Raw genomic sequence first — 16,525 nt, 5'->3', positions numbered from 1 at the left:
AATGGTCGGAAGCGGACAGTTATTCGATCCCAGCGCGTTGGCTCGGCCTCACGCGCGGGTGCGCTGAACAAGGGGGTATCAATGGCACAAGCGGAGAGTCCGGTCGCATCCACATTGGACGCTGTGCGTCGTCACCTTGAGCACCTCGACGCCAGGGAGCGTCGCGAGGCGCTCATGGAGTTCGCCCGCCTCCTGGCAGCCATGCCCTCCGACGACCTGAGAGCCGGGCACGGGACCGCGGATCGGGCCGGCGACAACCGGGCGGTGGTGCTGTGCGACTGGGCGGCAGACGGCGGATGCGTCGACGACGAGCAACTGCTCCGCGTCGACCTGCGCCGGCGGGACGTCCAGATCGCCAAGACCCGGGAGGCGACGGGGCGCCCGTTGATCACCAATGGCTTCCTCGGCGCCGACCTGATCCAGGTGCCCGCCGGAGAGGGCTTTGCCCCGCACACCCATCCGGGAGACCATCTCCTCTTCGTCCTGGGTGGCCGCGGGACGATAACGGCGGCCGGTGAGATCCTCGAGACCACCCCCGGGCAGGTGTACATGGTGGACGGTGCGCAGCCGCACGCCGTCGGCGCCATCAGTGACCATGTGCTGCTCTCGGTGGGCGTAGCTCACCAACCGCTCGACAGCGCGAATCGGCAGGAACTCCGTCCCTTCGAGGAGTTGCTGACCGAGGACGGCCACCTCCACTGCCGGATCTGTGACGTGAAGGCCGGGAGCGGGGAGGAGTTGCGCCGCGACGGCTGTCCGCACGGGCCCGCCGTCTTCGACTCCACGGGCGGGTGAGCGCCCGGGTACGGTCGGCCACCCGGGGCACCTTCGTGGAGCGGGCGGACGACCGGCACGTCGCCCTGCGGTCGTCGCTGCTCGACGGCCGGGTCCTGCCCGCGCCCGACCTGGCGCCCGAGGCCGTTGCCAGGAAGGACGGGATCGACGGCATCGAGGCCGTACTGCGGCGCCAGCTCGACCGGCACGGGCTTGGCCTGGTCACGCTGGAAGATCCGTTGGTCGGCCCGGCCCTGCTCGCCCTCGGCGACCGGCTGGGCGACGTGATGCCGGAGACCGACCCGGCGGTGCGGCCGAACGTGGAGAGCGGGAAGATCCTGCACCTCGTCAGCGCAGAGGGAAACACGGCCGACGTGAGCCGGCAACCCTTCGCCACCGGCCCGCTCAGCCTGCACAGCGAGGGCAGCGGTCGGCCCACCCGGGAGCAGCCCCGGTACGTCGTGCTGATGTGCCGGCACCCCGGCGACGACGAGAACGCCGCGCAGACGGTGCTCGTACCGTTCACCTCGGTGGATGACCGTCTGCGGGCGGGTGACAGGGAGATCCTCGGGCACCTGCGGTACGACCGTCCCGGTGTCCCCACCATCCGTCGAGTGATGGACGGGCGTGCGGTCTACTCGTTCCGCGATTTCCAGGCCGGTGCCCTGGACTGGGTGTGCGACACGGGCCGGTACGTGCCCGAGGACGTCCCGGCCGCACTGGCCGCACTGCTGACGGCAATGTACGACGAAGGCGCCGCACGTGCCCTCCGGTGGCGCCGCGGCCTGCTCGCCGTCATCGACAACACCTGGGTGTTCCACGGCCGCTCGGCGGCGCCCTTTCGTGGCTCGACCCGGCACCGCCATCTGCAACGACTGCGGATCACGGCCTGAACGGGAAAGCGGCGCCACCGCACCGGGAGTTCACACCACTCTGACCGTCACCGTCTTCGGCCGCTGGAACTCGGTGAGAGCGAGAACGCTCAGGTCGGTGCCGTGGCCTGACGCGCCCCGTCCCCCGTGCGGCAGTTCGGGACACTGCTCCAGAACGCAGTTGACCCACACCTCACCCGCGTCGAGAGCGCGCGCGACAGCCAGGAGTTGGCCCTCTCCGGCCCCCCACACGCTGCCGGCCAACGCCTGGTCGACGCCATTGGCCAGCCGGATCGCGTGGTCGATGTCGTCGGCGGCCTGCACGGTGAGGCACGGGCCGAAGACCTCCGTGACCACGGCCGGGTCGTCCGGTTCGAGGTCGGCCAGGATCCGTCCCTCCGCCCAGTAGCCTTCCGCGCGACTCGCCCCGTCGAGCGCCAGACCGGAGCGGGTGCTCGTGCCGGCGCCGGTCCGGGACAGGATGTCGTCGAAGCGGCGGATCTGGTCGGCGTTGTTCAGCGGGCCGAACGCCATGCCGGCCGGCCGCTGAGCCATCGCCTCGGCGAGTCGGTCGACCACCTCGGCGTAGTTCGCGCGCAGGGTGATTACCCGGGCCGGTGCCGCGCAGCTCTGCCCGGCGTTGTAGGTGGCCGCGCCGGTGAGTTCGGCGTACGTGTGGGCGGGCGCCCCAGGCAGCACCACGGCCGGGCAGTTGCCGCCCAGTTCCAGGCTGATCCGGCGCAGGCCGGCGCGGGCGGCGACGTCTCGGCCGCCGGCGATGCTGCCCGTGAAGGCGACGGCCTCCACCGGGCTCTCCACCAGCCGCCGTCCGGTCGTCCGGTCACCGGGCAGCGCCGTGAGCACCCCCGGCCCGAGCGTCTCCGCAGCGTCGCGGGCGAGCAGGAGCGCGCTGTCGGGAGTGCTCTCCGCCGGCTTGAGGATCACCGCGTTGCCCGCCGCCAGCGCGGGGCCGAGCCGCCAGGCCGACATGACGATCGGGTAGTTCCAGGGGACGATGGCGGCCACCACGCCGAGCGGCTCCCAGCGGACCCAGCTCTCCCGGTCGGGCAGGTGGTGTCCCGGTGCGGGGGAGAGTGCCGCCCGGACCGCGCCGGCGTAGAACCGGAGGACGTCCACGCTGGTGAGGACCTCGCCTTCGGCCTCGTGGACGGGCTTGCCCGTGCCTGCCCGCTCGGCGGCGACGTACTCGGGCAGAGCCGCCTGGATGCGGTCGGCGAAGGCCAGCATGTGGCGGCTCCGCTCCCCGGTCGGCAGCGCCGCCCAGCCCCGCCGCGCGTCGTGTGCCACAGCCACCGCCTCGCCGACCGCAGTTGCGTCCGGTGTGGACACTCTGCCCCGGATCCGGCCCGTCCGTGGATCGGTGAGCAGGACGTCGGCCGACTGAAGTGGAGCGGAAACGGCAGCTGAAGTCATCGGTAGTCAGGGGTGCGGGCCCTTGCGGGTCCGGGTACCCATCCCCCTCTCGAAATCGTGTCTGCGACTTCTCCGGCTTCGACACCCCGTTCGGCCCGCCGCCGGTCGGCGACGGAACTGGGCCCTGCTGCCGGGCGCTCCGGATAGCCGGCCGGCGGGTCTCGCACCGCACCGGCCCGATCGAACTCGTACGAGGCACTGTGGACGGGACTCTATCCCAGCTCGCCGTGTCAGGCGGTGCGTCGACGGCCGACCGGAGCCGTGGGCCCGGAAAGTCGACTGATGTGTCAGAGTCATGCCGGGTGCTCGCCGGAGTGAACCTTTTCCACCCGAACCGCGCGGCGCTCACGTACCGCCTCTGACCCTGCGGGCCGTCGGACCGCAAGGGGAGGTCGGGAAAGGTTCAGTGGTCGGGAGCGCGGGCGGAGGAGCGCGGTGCAGCGGCTGGGGCGGACGAGAACCTGCTACGGCGTGGTACACCTGGCTCCACTGCCAGGCACCCCGTTCTACCGCGCCGGGTCGTTCCGGTCGGCTCTCGCCCGGGCGGTGGAGTCGGCGCAGGCCCTGGATCGGGGTGGGGCGCACGGCTGCCTGCTACAGACGGCGGATCGGGTGTACGGGGTCGAGGACGAGTGCGACCCGGCCCGGCTCACTGCCGTCGCGCTGATCACCGAGGCCGTGCGAGTCGCCACCCGGCCAGCGTTCGAGGTGGGTGTCCAGATCATGCGCAACGCCTCGCGGGCCTCCCTGGCCGTGGCCGAGGTCTGCGGCGGGTCCTTCGTGCGGGTCGGCGCCATCGTCGGCGAGACACTCAGCTGGCAGGGACGGGTGACACCGGACCCGGCAACGGTGATGGCGTACCGCCGCGCGATCGACGCCTGGGATGTCAAGGTGATCGCGGACGTGGCGAGCATGCACTTCAGTTGGCCCGGCGGCGACCGGCAGCCGGGTGAGATCGCACGCACGGCGATGAACGTGGGTGCGGACGCCGTCTGCCTGGGCGATCCCGACGAGACGCGAACGCTGGAGCTGATCGCCCAGGTGCGGCGGGCGGCACCGGCCGCACCCGTCTATCTCGCCGGCCATACCGACCACGACAACGCGGCCCGCCTGGTCGGCGCCGCGGACGGTGTGTTCGTGGCCGGCTGCGTCACGGACGGGGGCTTCGACGGCGACGTGTCGGAGGAGAAGGTCCGATCCTATATGGACATACTTGAGTCCCTGCCGGAGCGGGAGCCGGCATGAGCGAATACACCCTCGCCGCCGTCCGCGAGGAGGTGGCCCGCCTTTCCCACGATCTGGCCGCGTCCGGGCCCGGGCTGGGCGTCCGGCTGGACGACGTGTTGGCTGCCGAGCCGGTACCCCGGCGGGTCGTGGTCTCCGGCAGCGGCGACTCGCTCTTCGCGGCCGAGGCGGCCGAGTACGCCTTCGGCCCTGCCGCTCGATCCAGCTACCTCGTCCGTACCACCCACCAGCTACGCGACTACGGGGTGCCCCGGTCGGCGGCGAAATCCACCTCCGCCACCCTGGTGGTCGGCGTCTCGGCCTCCGGAGGCAGCGTCGCGCTGGCGGACGGCCTGACCCGGGCCCGGTCGGAGGGCTACCGGACGCTCGCGGTGGTCGGTTCCGCGGACAGCCCGGTGGGACGCAGCGCCGACCGGGTCGTCGAGACGGCGCTACCGGAGCGCCCCCCGTCCCCGGGGATCCGCAGCTACCAGATCAGCCTGCTCGCCCTGCTGCTGCTGTCCGAGTGGTGCGCGGCGGGCGGGCCGCCCGCCGCGCGACTCGACGCCGAGCGGGCCGGCGACCTGGCCCGGCTGGTCGCCGAGACCGTGCGGCGGCAGGCAGTGCCGTGCCGGCAACTCGCGAACCGGCTGCGGGACACCCCGATCGTCCAGGTGCTCGGCGGAGGATCGGCGTTCGGCAGCGCCCGGTATGCGGCGGCAAAGCTGGTCGAGACAGCCGGGGTACCGGCCCTCGGGCAGGACCTGGAGGAGTGGTGGCACGTGCAGCGGTTCGCCACCGACCGCGACACGCCGCTGGTCGTCCTGGCGCCGCCCGGACGCAGCCACGAACGGGCGGTACGCCTCTGCGCCCAGGCACGAGACCGGGGGCACCCGGTGGCCGTGCTCGCCCGAGCCGGCGACCCGGCGGCGCGAGAGCACGCGGACCTGGTGCTGCCGCTGCCCGACGCCCACCCGGTGGGCTGGTCGGCGCTGGTGGAGCATCTCTTCGCCGCGCCGCTGGCCGTGGAACTCGCCGAACTCCTCGGCCGGCGCCCCTTCCACCGCCGGTAAGGTCGCCGAGGCCGGCGTCGTCCATCCGCACCACCGGGCCGGCGGCGCCAACGCGCGGCGCGGTTGGTCAGGACCCCAGCAGGTCGGGCAACTCCGGCCGACGGATCTTGCCGGTCGGCGTCCGGGGCACCGCCTCGACCAGCACGACCCGCCTCGGCAGCGCGGCCTCGGCGAACACCTGACGCAGGTGGTCCGTCAGGTCGCTCGGGACACCCTCCGGCGCGACCAGGGCGACCAGGATCTGCTCGCCGGCCAGCCGGTCCGGGGTGGCCACACAGGCGGCGTCGACGACCCCCGGGTGCGCTTGCAGCACCCGCTCCATCTCCTCCAGCGAAACCGCCTCGCCGCGGACCTTCGCCATGTTCTTGATCCGGCCGGTGATCACCACGTACTCCCGCCCGGTCGCCGGGTCGGCACGGAGCATGCCCAGGTCGCCGGTATGGAACCAGCCGCCGGAGAACGCCTGTGCGGTGGCTTCGGAGTTGCCGGCGTACCGGGACATCACGTTGTGGCCACGGACCTGGATCTCGCCCACCGTCCCCGCGGGTACCGGCTCCCCGGTGGAATTCCGGACACTCACCTCGTTGCCGTGCAGCGCCACGCCGATCGGCGGGATGTCGGTGTCCAGCATCAGCCGTCGGTAGTCGTCCTCCGTCAGGTCGGGCGGCATCGTGGTGGCGAAGTTGGTGGTCTCCGTCAGCCCGTAGCCCTGCACGATCCGGGCGCCGAGCTGGTCGTACACGTCGCGGGCGGTCTGCGCGCCCAGCGGCGCCGCGGCGCTGAGGAAGTACCGGAACTCCGGCGGCAGCCCGCCGTCGCGCCAGGTCACCAGCAGCGCCTCCAGCGCGCTGGGCACCACCGACGCGATCCGGGGACGGACGCTGCGCAGCAACGCCGGGTAGCCCAACGGGTCCAGCCCGTGGGCGAGGATCACCTGCGCGCCGGCGACGATCGGCCCCAGGAGCGTCGAGTGCACCCCGTTCACGTGGTAGATCGGCAGGAATCCCAGCAGCCGGTCCCCGGGTTCGAGCCGGTGATGGCGGCGGAATGCCTCGGCGTTCGTGACCGCGTTGCGGTGGGACTGCGCGACCACCTTCGCGGCGGTCGTCGATCCCGAGGTGCTGAAGAGCAGCGCGTCGTCCGTCGGCTCGGGGGGCCCGTCCGAACGGAGCCGCGCGTCGGGTAGCGCGCGGACCGCGGGAAGTTCCACCGCCTCGATGCCGGCCACCCCGGCCACGGCGGGCGACCGGAGCACCGCGACGGCCTGCTGGGACTCCAACTGGGCGCGCACCCGGCCGGCGGGGTCGTGCGGGCTGAGCAGCAGGCAGACCGCCCGGGTGCGTAGCACGGCGAGGATCGCCATGGCGGAGGGCAGGTCGTTCGCGGGCTGTAGGCCGATCACGTCCCCGGGACGCAGTCCGCACTCCCGCGCCAGCCAGCCGGCCAACCGCTCACTGAGATCACGGGCCTCCACGAAGGTGACGGTCGTCCTGGAGCCGTCGGGCGCGACGGTGGTCAGACAGGACGCGGTCGGCTGTCGCCGGGCCTGGTCGTCGAGGGCCGCCAGCACCGTGGGGTACGTGTCGAGCCCGTTGTCGTACGGGACGTCGCGGTAACGGTGCGCCTCGGCCCAGTCCCGGTCCGGGGTGGCATCCCGGGTCACCGGATCTCCGCCAGACCACGGAGGGCGGTCGCCACGGTCCGCGCCGACTGGAACATCTGCTGGGTGATCACCGTGGCGGGAAGCCGCACCGAGAAGTGCTGCTCCAGGTCGACGATGAGGCCCACGATGCCCAGGGAGTCCACGCCGAGCCCGATCAGGGGCGCGTCGGGCGGGACCTCGTCCGTGGGCCGCCCGATCCGGTGCGCCACCAGCTCCCGTACCGTCCGGGTGAGGTCGTCGGTCGTCACCGTGGTCCTTTCGTCGGAGTTCGCCTGTCCGTCCTCCCCGTCCCGGCACGGGTCGTCGCACGACGGTGAGCCAACCGACGAACCGCGTGTCCCGGCCCGGATGAGCCTAGGCGCAGCTTGCTGTGCCGGCAGCGCTCACGTTGTGTCTCCACTACTCGGTGACCGTCGGCACTTGGTTGTCTAGGGTCGTTCGGATGGACGTATCCGCGGTACGGGACGGGTGGTCGCTCGCCGATGATCCCGACGAGGTGCACGCCCTGCTCCTCGCCTCCGACCGTCACTGGGCCGCGGGCTCCGGGCTGCCTCCGCCGCGCCGCGACCGGCAGGCCACCGAAGTCGCAGTCCGGGAGGGCCGGGTGCATGTCGTACGCGAGGCGACGGAAACGGTGGCCATGTTCACCCTCGCCTGGCAGCCGCCCTATCCGCTGACGCCGACCGGCTTCCCGGACCGGCGGCGTCCGGCATACCTGCGGCGGCTCGCGGTGCGACCGGACCGACTCGCCGCCGGCTCGCTCGTCGGGGTGCAGTGCGTGAAGCGGGCCATCGAGGTTGCCACCGCCGCCGGAGGCGACGCGCTCCGGTCCGAGGCCAACCCGGACCTGGTGGCGGTGCTGCGGCTACTGCTGGCGCTCGGCTTTGTCCGGTACGGCGAACCGCCCGCCGACGGGCCACTGCGCCGGATCTATCTCCAGCGCGAGCTCGGCGGGGCTGGTCGATCGTGATCCACGGCGACGCTCTGCGGATCGGAATCCACTCCGGCCAACTGCACGGCGACTACGAGATCTGCCTCAGGTTGTGGCAACGCGCAGAGCAGCTCGGATACGACTGGATCTCGCTCATCGACCACCTTCGGCCGCACCTGTACGGCCCGGAGCAGCCGTGCTTCGAGGGCATGACGTTGCTCGCCGCGCTGGCCGCGCAGACCGAGCGGATCCGCTGCGGCATGCTGGTCACCAGCACCATGTGGCGGCATCCGGCGGTCATCGCCGCAGCCGCCGCCACCGTCGACCACGTCTGCGCCGGACGGTTGGAGTTGGGCCTGGGGGCCGGGGGCGCCGACCGCGCGTACGAGCAGTTCGGGATCCCCTTCCCGGATGCCGGCGAGCGGCTGGAGCGGCTGGACGAGGCATGCGAGATCGTGCGGAGCCTGTTCACCCGGGACGAAACCACGTTCGCGGGTCGGCACTTCCACCTGGAGCGGGCAACCCTCGCCCCCAAGCCCCGGCAGGCCCACGTCCCGCTCGTGATCGGCGGCGGGGGACGCCGGACGCTGGCCCTCGCCGCCCGGCACGCCGACATCTGGAACACGCTGCCGACCGGGGTGCCCGACTATCGCCGGCAGCTCGACGCCGTGCGGGGACACTGCCGGGCGATCGGGCGGGACGAGCACGGGATCCGCCAGTCGATCACCTTTCGGGCGGTGCTCGTGGAACGGGCGGAGGACACCGAGCGGCGTACCGTGGAGTTGCTCCGCGACGCGCCGGACGAGGTACGCGCCGAATACCTCAGCTTCGGCACACCGGAGCAGTGCGTGGCCGCCCTCCGGCCCTATCTGGACCTCGGCGTGCGGGACTTCCTGCTCGGCGTCAAGCCGCCCGTCGACTGGCAGACGGTCGAGCTGATGATCGGGCAGGTGGCGCCGGCCCTGCACGCGTACGCGTCCTTGCCGACGTCCTGAGCCGGTTCGATGCGGACTCGACGGCGAACGGTCGGAGTGACTGGTCCGGACGGGCCCGACCCCGGCGTCACGGTCGAGGAGATCACCCTCTCGGCGGGCGACCTCGAGGTGGTGGTGTGGACGTACGGGGCGACCCTGGTCGAGGTGGTGATGCCCCACCGGCACGGCGAGCGGCGCAACGTCGTCTGCCGGCTGCCGGATCTGGCGGCGTACGAGGACCGGCGGCGCAACGCGTATGTCGGGTCGACGGTCGGGCGATACTGCCGTGGGGTACGCGACGCCACCTTCGTCCTGGACGGCAGACGCCACGTCCTCGACCGCAACGCCGGAACCCATCACCTGCACGGGGGGCGGGACGGGTTCGACCGCCGGGTGTGGCGGGCCCGGGTCGAGGAGAGCGCCGACGAGGTGGCGGCGATCATGACGCTGGTCAGCCCGGATGGCGACCAGGGCTATCCGGGCGAGGTGACGGCGGAGGTGGCCTACCGCCTCGACAGGCAGGGTCGGCTCGCCTTCCACTACCGGGCGACGACCACGGCGCCGACCCTGGTCGGGCTGACGAATCACGCCTTCTGGAACCTGGCCGGCGGCGGAACCGTGGACGATCAACTGCTGACGTTGCACGCCGACCACGTGGTGCCGTTCGACGAGGAACTGTTCCCGCTGGCCGGGCCGGCGCGTCCGGTGGCGGGTACCGCGCTGGACTTCCGCCGCCCCCGGCGCATCGGGGCCGCCCCCTTGGACAACTTCTTCGTGCTCCCCGGACCCGGCCTCGCCGCGGAGCTGACCGACGAGCGCAGTGGCCGCCGGATGCGGGTCAGCACCGACCAGCCGGGCCTCGGCGTGTACAGCGGCGACGGCTTGTTCACCCCTCGGGCAGGTCTGGCATTGGAGGCCGGTGCCTGGCCCGACGCGCCCAACCTGCCCGACGCGCCATCGGTCCGGCTCGATCCGGGTCAGATCTACCGGCAGCGCACCGTGCACGAGTTCAGCGTCGAAGGCTGAGGTGTGCGGCAGCCCCTTCGGCCGGACTCTCCCGTGCCGGGCACCGGTCGACGCCCGCCGCGGCGGATGTTTCTTGTCAGGCGTCAGCGTCAGGCGTCTGTGGCCACCCGGCCCGGGTCGCCCGACCGGCTCTCGGTCCGCAGCGAGGTCGGCAGCATCTCCGGGTCGTCGAGCTGGTCGAAGTACGCCGGGAACGCCGTACCGCAGGCCCGCGCGCACACCTTCAGCCGGCCCGCGTCAACCGACGAGCAGGACCAACTCTCCTGCACCGCCGCGAACAACCGGCTCTCCACCGCCGCGCGCAGGCCCCGGCGGACGTCGATGGCCTCGAAGCCGCCGGTGGCCAGCACCAGGTCGTACATCTGCCGGTCGGCACGGACCGGCATGCCCAGCAGTTGCGGCCGGGTGGCCTGTACGTACGTCCAGCAGCACGGGTACGCGTGCCCGGTCGCGCTGACGAAGAGGCTGGCGGTGTCGAGGATCCGGCAGTGGATGGGCGTGGTCGAGAACAGCTCGTCCAGAGACGAGTAGTGGGCCAGAAGCTCCGAAAAGTGCCGGGTGGTGTTGTTTACCAGGGTGGGTGTCGATGGTGGTTCGAGGTGCCCGACCACCGTGCCGTTGTTCGCGTAAACCGGGAAGCGGCCGAGATCGTCGCCCAGCCCCTCGAACTCCGGGACGTAGTCGTAGGAGGGCTCGAGAAAGCGGGCGGTCTTCTTCACCACGAACTGCGTGAAGCCCATCCGGACGCTGAGCCGGCGCACCTCGTCGACCTGGTGCTCGTTGTGTCGGAACGCCAGGAACTCCCACCGGGCGTCACCGCCCGCGTCGATGAACGCCTGCGCGTTCTCCAGCACCTTGGCGAAGTCGACTCCGCGCCGGTACGTCCCGTTGGTGTCGGCCAGCCCGTCGATGGCGAAGACGACCCGACTCTGCCGGCCCAGGGCCTGGGCGAGCCGGGTCCACCAGCCCGCCGACCGGATACCCCCGTTCGTGTACATGGTCAGCACGGCTTCGGGATTGTGCTCGTGGACGTAGGCGATTATCTCCACCAGGTCACGGGTCAGGGCGGGGTCGCCGTAGGCCCCGCAGAAGTCCATCGCGGTCAACTGGGCGAGGAAGTCGGGTCCGAAGAACTGCCGGAAATCCGCAGCGGTCAGCTCCGCCTGACCGATGCCCGGCAATGTACTCCCGCGCGCATTCCGTGCGCACATAGGACAGGCCGCGTTGCAGCGCGTCGTCGGCTCGACGTGCACGTGCCGTATGTCCTTCAGCGTATACATGGCGGTCAGTTTGCCGGATGGTGCGGGTGGGAGCCACCCGTGCGCGACGCCGCACGGCGTGCGCCCCTGTCGCGCTAAGCGCCAGGCCAGAGGGCGACCGTCGTTCGATCGACACACCGCAGGCGGCGCGGCGACACACACCGCGGACGGCGACGCCGGACGACGTCGTCTCGACGCTCCCGCAGCGCCCTGGGCAGCATGCGGCGCACGGCAGGGGGTTCTGTCCAGATAATATTGGGCGGTCGCCGGCGATCCCACCAGGCACATCGCTTCGCTGCGCGAGCGACGCGCACCAGGTGGCCCGGGTCCGGGACGTCACCCCGATTCGTCGTCTCGACACCACGGTTCGCGTTGAACTGTTTGCACACCAGACATCTTTTGATGTTTCTGCCAAACTTCTGCACATTGAGGTTGTGTCAGTCCGACACGGAATCGCCGCCCCGCCGTGTCCGATATCGGGAGGTCATCCACTGAAACCGACACCGGATGTCCTCCACTTCGGAACCACCCGCGCGCCCCGCCTCGGCAATGAACCTTTTTCAACCTCCCCTTGCGGTCCGTCGTGGTCGCAGGTGGAAGTCGGGGCGCACCCGCCGCGCGGTTCAGGTTGAGAAAGGTTCCATGAGAGCGGCCTTCGCCCGCCCACCATCTCGTAGACCGGGAGCACTCGATGCAGCTGTTCGACTCCGCGATCCCGATACGCAAACGCGGAGTTCCCGCCGAGACGCGCGAGTTGGCCAGCCGGACGCCTCGCCGGGAGAACCTTCTCCACGACTTCACGCCGGACGTCGATCACCGGGTGCTCGACGTGTATGCCCGTGCCGTGGACCCTACCGACCCCTTCGAACTGCGCGACCTCTGGCTGGGGCGGGTGGAGCACGAGATCGGCGCGGACAGTTTCCGCCCGGCGCTCGCCGAACGCTGGCGCGCGAGTCGGCCACGCCGAACCGTCGCCGCCGACGACGTCCTGAGCTCCAGGGCCACCGCACGGTTCGTCAAGGAGCTGTTCAACTGGTTCTTCCAGGACGACGTGTACGGGGACCTGCGTGGCGAGGCCGGACTCATCCTCTCGGGCGGCTCCGTCGACGAGCAGATCTGGGGCCTGCCGGAGACGCTGAAGCAGTGTGTCCAGCTCGCCCTGGACCGGGACTGGTACGGCTACTCCGACTCCCGGGGGCGGGTGCCGGCGCGCGAGGCGGTCGCGGCATTCGAGAACGCCCGGATGCGGGTCCCCAGTTACGACACCGCGAACGTCGCGATAGCCCTTGGCGGCACCTTCGCGATCAGTACGCTGGCCGACTTCGTCCTGCTCAGCCAGCCCACGACCGGCTCGCCGGCGCTCTGCGGCATCCCGAACTACCCGCCGCTGGTCGAGTCCATCGCCCGGCGGCGGAACGTGCGCCTCGTACCGTTGCCATCTCGAAACGGCCGGGTCTCGGTCGACCAGCTGATCGCCCGGCTGGAGCCGAGCACGCCGCTGGTCATGTTGCAGACCGCGGCAAACCCCAGCGGTGCGGCCGTGGCGGAGGCGGATCTCGAACGGTTGGTCCGGGCCGCGTCGCCGTCGACGATCATCCTGCTCGACGAGTGTCACGAGTGGTTGGGAGCGACGGAACCGTTCTCGCCACTGCGGGCGGCGAGCAATGTCGTCCGGGTCTCCAGCCTCTCCAAGACGTGGTCCGCACCCGGCCTGAAGATCGGGTGGATCCTCGCCGACTCCCGGGTGATCGACGCGTACTACGAGTACGCCTCGACCACGTTCGGCGGCCCGCCGTCGTTCTTCTACACCCTCGTCGAGGTGCTGGCCCGGATGGAGCGGTGGCTCCACACCGGACTCGTCGTGCCCGGCTGGGCCGAGGTGGCCGAGTTCGAGCACACGTACGGGCTGGATGCGGACCGGTTGCGGATGGCGTACGACGCGTACCGGCACGATCGGATCAACCGGGAGCAGGAGCTGACCGTGCTGCGCGCCGCCGCCGTCACGGGCTTCTCCGAATCGTCGGCGCTGGTGGTACCGCCCAAGTATTCGATCAACCTGGCGTTGCGCTTCGAGGAGTGGGACGACTCCTACCGCTGCTTCCGAGACCTGCTCCGGCGGACCGGGGTGTCAACGTTCCCCGGAATCCTGACCTTCTGCTTCTCCGGTGGCGTCGTCCGGGTCACCACCGCCCGACGCTGGGCCGATATCTCGTCGGCGATGTCCCGGTTCCGGAACGCGCCGATGCTTCTGCGGTGAACGAACCTTTTTCCACCTCCCCTTGCGGTCCGACGAGCCGCAAGGTCGGAGGCCGTGCGTGAGCACGGCGCGGTTCAGGTCGAAAAGGTTCAACGGTGATGGGGTGGACGCGACCGACCAGCCGACCGGACCGGCGCCGCCGAGCTTGGCTCTCGTGTCACGGCGCCGGTCGCGGGCGGTTCAGGAGGGCGGATCCAGCTCCACCGTCACGGCCGGAACCGGTGACTCCGTCAGCACGAGTTCGAGGACACTGCCGGCCCGCCGCAGATCCTCCAGCCCGGCCCGCAGCAGTGCCAACCGGCCGGCCTCGCCCGCGATGACCAGCCGGGCGACCTGACTACGCTGCGAACGCCGGTTCTCCGACTTGGCCTTGCGTACGTCGACGAGCACGGCCCGCACCGCGTCGAACACCGCCGGGGCCGCGGTGTCGGGGACGTCTTCGAACTCCCCCCGCTGCGGCCACGGCGCCCGGTGCACCGAACCCGGCTGCCACCACGACCAAACCTCCTCGGTCACGAACGGCAGAAACGGCGCGAAGAGCCGCAGCAGGGTGGAGTACGCGATGGACAGGGCGGCCTGGGCGGACTGCGCCCCGGCGTCGTCGCCGTAGGCGCGCTGCTTCACCAGCTCCAGGTAGTCGTCACAGAAGCGCCAGAAGAAGGTCTCCGTGGCGTCGAGCGCCCGGTGGTAGTGATAACCGTCGAAGGCGTCGGTCGCGTCCTCGACCACTGTGGCCAACTGGGCGAGGATCGCGCGGTCGATCGGTTCGGTCACGTCGGCCACGGTCAGATCGGGCTTCGCGCCGAGTCCCAGCACAAACTTGCCGGCATTGAGGATCTTCACCGCAAGGCGCCGCCCGACCTTCATCTGCGCCTGCTCGGCCGCGGTGTCGGTGCCGGGCCCGCTGCTGCACGCCCAGTACCGCAGGCCGTCCGCCCCGTACGTGTGCACCAGCGGCATCGGGGTCAGGACGTTGTCCTTGGACTTCGACATCTTCTTCCGGTCCGGATCCAGGATCCAGCCGTTGATCGACGCGTGTTGCCAGGGCAGCACGCCGTGCTCCTGTAGTGAGCGCAGCACGGTCGCGAACAACCAGGTCCGGATGATCTCTGGGCCCTGCGGTCGCAGATCCATCGGAAAGACCCGGGAGAAGAGGTCCTCGTCGTCGCCCCACCCGCCGGCGATCTGCGGGGTGAGCGAGGAGGTGGCCCAGGTGTCCATCACGTCGGGGTCCCCGACGAAACCGCCGGGCTTGCCCCGCTGGGACTCGTCGTAGCCGGGTGGCGCCTCGGCCTGGGGGTCGATCGGCAGGGCCGCCTCATCCGCGAGGATCGGCGCGTCCCACCGAACCTCACCGCTCTCCGTGACCGGGTACCAGACCGGGAACGGCACGCCGAAGTAGCGTTGCCGACTGATCAACCAGTCGGTGTTGAGCCCCTCGACCCAGTGCTCGTACCGAAGGCGCATGAAGTCGGGGTGCCACTCCAGCTCGCGGCCGAGCTGGATGAGCCGCTGGCGAAGCTCCCCGTCCCGGGCACCGTTGCGGACGTACCACTGGCGGCTGGTGACGATCTCCAGTGGGCGCTCGCCCTTCTCGTAGAACTTGACCTCGTGCATGATCGGCCGCGGTTCGCCGATCAGGTCACCCGACTCCGTCAGCATCTCGACGACCCGTCGCCGCGCCCGATCGGGGTACTGCCCGGCGAGGCGGCTCCACGCCTCCACCGAACCCGGCGGGAGCCAGCTCGGAGTCTGCTCCTGGAAGCGACCGTCCCGCTGGATGACCGAACGGGTCGGCAGGTCCAGCTCCCGCCACCAGATCACGTCGGTGGTGTCGCCGAAGGTGCAGATCATGGCGATGCCCGACCCCTTCTCGGCATCGGCCAGCGGGTGCGCGACAACCGGCACCCGGACCCCGAACACGGGGGTCAGGACCTCGGTGCCGAACAGTTCCTGGTAGCGCTCGTCGTCCGGGTTGGCCACCAGGGCGACACACGACGGAAGCAGTTCCGGCCGGGTGGTCTCGATCTCGACAGGGGAGCCGCCGTCGACCCGGGCAAATCGAATCCGGTGGTATGCACCCGGAATAGCCCGTTCCTCGAACTCGGCCTGCGCCACCGCGGTCTGGAAGTCGATGTCCCACATGGTGGGGGCGTCGGCCGTGTAGGCCTCTCCGCGCGCGAGGTTGTGCAGGAAGGTCCGCTGGGCCACCCGCCGTGACCGCGCGTCGATGGTGGCGTAGGTCAGGTTCCAGTCGACCGACAGGCCCATCTGCCGCCACTGCTGCTCGAAGTCGTCCTCGAACTCGACGGTCAGTCGCTGGCACAACTCCACGAAGTTCATCCGGGAGATCGGGCGCTGCCCCTTGCTTCCCTCGGCCACCTGTAGATCGGGGTCGTAGGGGATCGCGGGGTCGCAGCGCACGCCGTAGTGCTGCTGCACACGCCGTTCGGTCGGCAGACCGTTGTCGTCCCATCCCATAGGATAGAAGACCTCGCGCCCGCGCATCCGGTGATAGCGGGCTATTGCGTCTACCTGGATGTAGCCGAAGGCCGTTCCCAGATGCAGGAAGCCGCTGATCGTCGGAGGCGGCGTGTCAATGGAGAAGACCTGATTCCGGGTCTTGGTGCGGTCGAAGGTGAATGTGCCCAGGTCCTGCCAGTGGGCACTCCACTTCTGCTCCAACCCGTCGATAGATGGCTTCTCGGGAATAGTGGCCACGGGGACAGACTAAGTGATGCACGCCACCGGGTGCTGCCCGGGGTGGTCGGGGCGGCATCCGTGGTCGGGGCCAGCCCAACTCCGGCCACCAGCGTTGATCGGGAGCGTCGGTACCCCTCCGATCTGACCACCACCCAGTGGCGCCCCGCTGCCGGCCCGCTCCCACCACCTCGGACCGGTGGGCGACCCGAGAAGCACCCGCTCGGGCGATCGTGGACGCGATCCGCTACGTCGCGTACCGGCCGCTCCTGCGGCAACTCCCGGTCAACCTCCGGGCTACGACGCCGGGAAAGAGGGTCGACGACTTCTCGAACCCT

13 protein-coding genes are annotated in these 16,525 nt (G+C 70.9%); 8 read left to right on the top strand and 5 right to left on the bottom strand.

The window, feature by feature from the left end:
- Both Pma05_RS05275 and Pma05_RS05270 read left to right on the top strand, forming a co-directional pair.
- Nucleotides 1–795: cupin domain-containing protein (locus Pma05_RS05275; protein WP_203856125.1), on the top strand; the 795-nt coding region annotated here is incomplete at its 5' end.
- Nucleotides 792–1,667: a TauD/TfdA family dioxygenase gene (locus Pma05_RS05270; protein WP_203856124.1), complete on the top strand. Its 876-nt coding sequence runs from the start codon at nucleotides 792–794 to the stop codon at nucleotides 1,665–1,667. The genes Pma05_RS05275 and Pma05_RS05270, both read left to right, overlap by 4 nt.
- Before the next feature lie 30 nt (nucleotides 1,668–1,697).
- On the opposite strand, the gene Pma05_RS05265 is transcribed toward Pma05_RS05270, so the two are convergent.
- Nucleotides 1,698–3,080, bottom strand: a complete 1,383-nt coding sequence (locus Pma05_RS05265) for an aldehyde dehydrogenase family protein (RefSeq protein WP_239311704.1) — start codon at nucleotides 3,078–3,080, stop codon at nucleotides 1,698–1,700.
- Between the two features lie 435 nt (nucleotides 3,081–3,515).
- Between Pma05_RS05265 and Pma05_RS05260 the strand changes: the two genes are divergently transcribed.
- Nucleotides 3,516–4,325, top strand: a complete 810-nt coding sequence (locus Pma05_RS05260) for a BtpA/SgcQ family protein (RefSeq protein WP_203856122.1) — start codon at nucleotides 3,516–3,518, stop codon at nucleotides 4,323–4,325.
- Complete coding sequence (locus Pma05_RS05255; RefSeq protein ID WP_203856121.1) at nucleotides 4,322–5,377, top strand: SIS domain-containing protein; 1,056 nt, start codon at nucleotides 4,322–4,324, stop codon at nucleotides 5,375–5,377. Before Pma05_RS05260 ends, Pma05_RS05255 begins: the two co-directional genes overlap by 4 nt.
- A 67-nt stretch (nucleotides 5,378–5,444) precedes the next feature.
- On the opposite strand, the gene Pma05_RS05250 is transcribed toward Pma05_RS05255, so the two are convergent.
- Together Pma05_RS05250 and Pma05_RS05245 are read right to left on the bottom strand one after the other, a co-directional pair.
- Nucleotides 5,445–7,040 (bottom strand): class I adenylate-forming enzyme family protein, encoded by a 1,596-nt coding sequence (locus Pma05_RS05250; protein WP_203856120.1) that lies wholly within the window; start codon nucleotides 7,038–7,040, stop codon nucleotides 5,445–5,447.
- Complete coding sequence (locus Pma05_RS05245; RefSeq protein WP_203856119.1) at nucleotides 7,037–7,288, bottom strand: acyl carrier protein; 252 nt, start codon at nucleotides 7,286–7,288, stop codon at nucleotides 7,037–7,039. The genes Pma05_RS05250 and Pma05_RS05245 overlap by 4 nt, the downstream gene beginning before the upstream one ends.
- Before the next feature lie 194 nt (nucleotides 7,289–7,482).
- Between Pma05_RS05245 and Pma05_RS05240 the strand changes: the two genes are divergently transcribed.
- From Pma05_RS05240 to Pma05_RS05230, 3 genes are read left to right on the top strand one after another with little or no spacing between them, the layout of a single operon-like run.
- Nucleotides 7,483–8,010, top strand: a complete 528-nt coding sequence (locus tag Pma05_RS05240; protein ID WP_203856118.1) for a hypothetical protein — start codon at nucleotides 7,483–7,485, stop codon at nucleotides 8,008–8,010.
- Complete coding sequence (locus Pma05_RS05235; RefSeq protein ID WP_203856117.1) at nucleotides 8,007–8,966, top strand: LLM class flavin-dependent oxidoreductase; 960 nt, start codon at nucleotides 8,007–8,009, stop codon at nucleotides 8,964–8,966. Before Pma05_RS05240 ends, Pma05_RS05235 begins: the two co-directional genes overlap by 4 nt.
- 36 nt (nucleotides 8,967–9,002) lie before the next feature.
- Nucleotides 9,003–9,971 (top strand): aldose epimerase family protein, encoded by a 969-nt coding sequence (locus tag Pma05_RS05230; RefSeq protein ID WP_203856116.1) that lies wholly within the window; start codon nucleotides 9,003–9,005, stop codon nucleotides 9,969–9,971.
- 89 nt (nucleotides 9,972–10,060) lie between these two features.
- On the opposite strand, the gene Pma05_RS05225 is transcribed toward Pma05_RS05230, so the two are convergent.
- Nucleotides 10,061–11,251 carry a radical SAM protein gene (locus Pma05_RS05225; protein WP_372441430.1) on the bottom strand — a complete coding sequence of 397 codons (1,191 nt, stop codon included), beginning with the start codon at nucleotides 11,249–11,251 and terminating at the stop codon, nucleotides 10,061–10,063.
- Nucleotides 11,252–11,921: 670 nt separating this feature from the next.
- Here Pma05_RS05225 and Pma05_RS05220 point away from each other — a divergent pair.
- Nucleotides 11,922–13,487: an aminotransferase class I/II-fold pyridoxal phosphate-dependent enzyme gene (locus Pma05_RS05220; protein ID WP_203856114.1), complete on the top strand. Its 1,566-nt coding sequence runs from the start codon at nucleotides 11,922–11,924 to the stop codon at nucleotides 13,485–13,487.
- A gap of 180 nt (nucleotides 13,488–13,667) precedes the next feature.
- Here the strand turns inward: Pma05_RS05220 and valS are convergent, their stop codons facing one another.
- Complete coding sequence (gene valS, locus Pma05_RS05215) at nucleotides 13,668–16,199, bottom strand: valine--tRNA ligase (RefSeq protein ID WP_203856159.1); 2,532 nt, start codon at nucleotides 16,197–16,199, stop codon at nucleotides 13,668–13,670.
- Nucleotides 16,200–16,525: the final 326 nt, after the last annotated feature.

It is taken from the genome of Plantactinospora mayteni (assembly GCF_016862935.1).
Lineage (GTDB): Bacteria > Actinomycetota > Actinomycetes > Mycobacteriales > Micromonosporaceae > Plantactinospora > Plantactinospora mayteni.
The sequence above is the reverse complement of the archived record's forward strand: the minus strand, read 5'-3'. Positions and strand labels throughout refer to the sequence as shown.

Excerpts from the sequence above, each read along its gene's own strand:
- Pma05_RS05265 (WP_239311704.1), bottom strand. The coding sequence starts at position 3,080 with ATGACTTCAGCTGCCGTTTCCGCTCCACTTCAGTCGGCCGACGTCCTG.
- Pma05_RS05255 (WP_203856121.1), top strand. The coding sequence starts at position 4,322 with ATGAGCGAATACACCCTCGCCGCCGTCCGCGAGGAGGTGGCCCGCCTT.
- Pma05_RS05240 (WP_203856118.1), top strand. The coding sequence starts at position 7,483 with ATGGACGTATCCGCGGTACGGGACGGGTGGTCGCTCGCCGATGATCCC.
- Pma05_RS05225 (WP_372441430.1), bottom strand. The coding sequence starts at position 11,251 with ATGTATACGCTGAAGGACATACGGCACGTGCACGTCGAGCCGACGACG.
- Pma05_RS05220 (WP_203856114.1), top strand. The coding sequence starts at position 11,922 with ATGCAGCTGTTCGACTCCGCGATCCCGATACGCAAACGCGGAGTTCCC.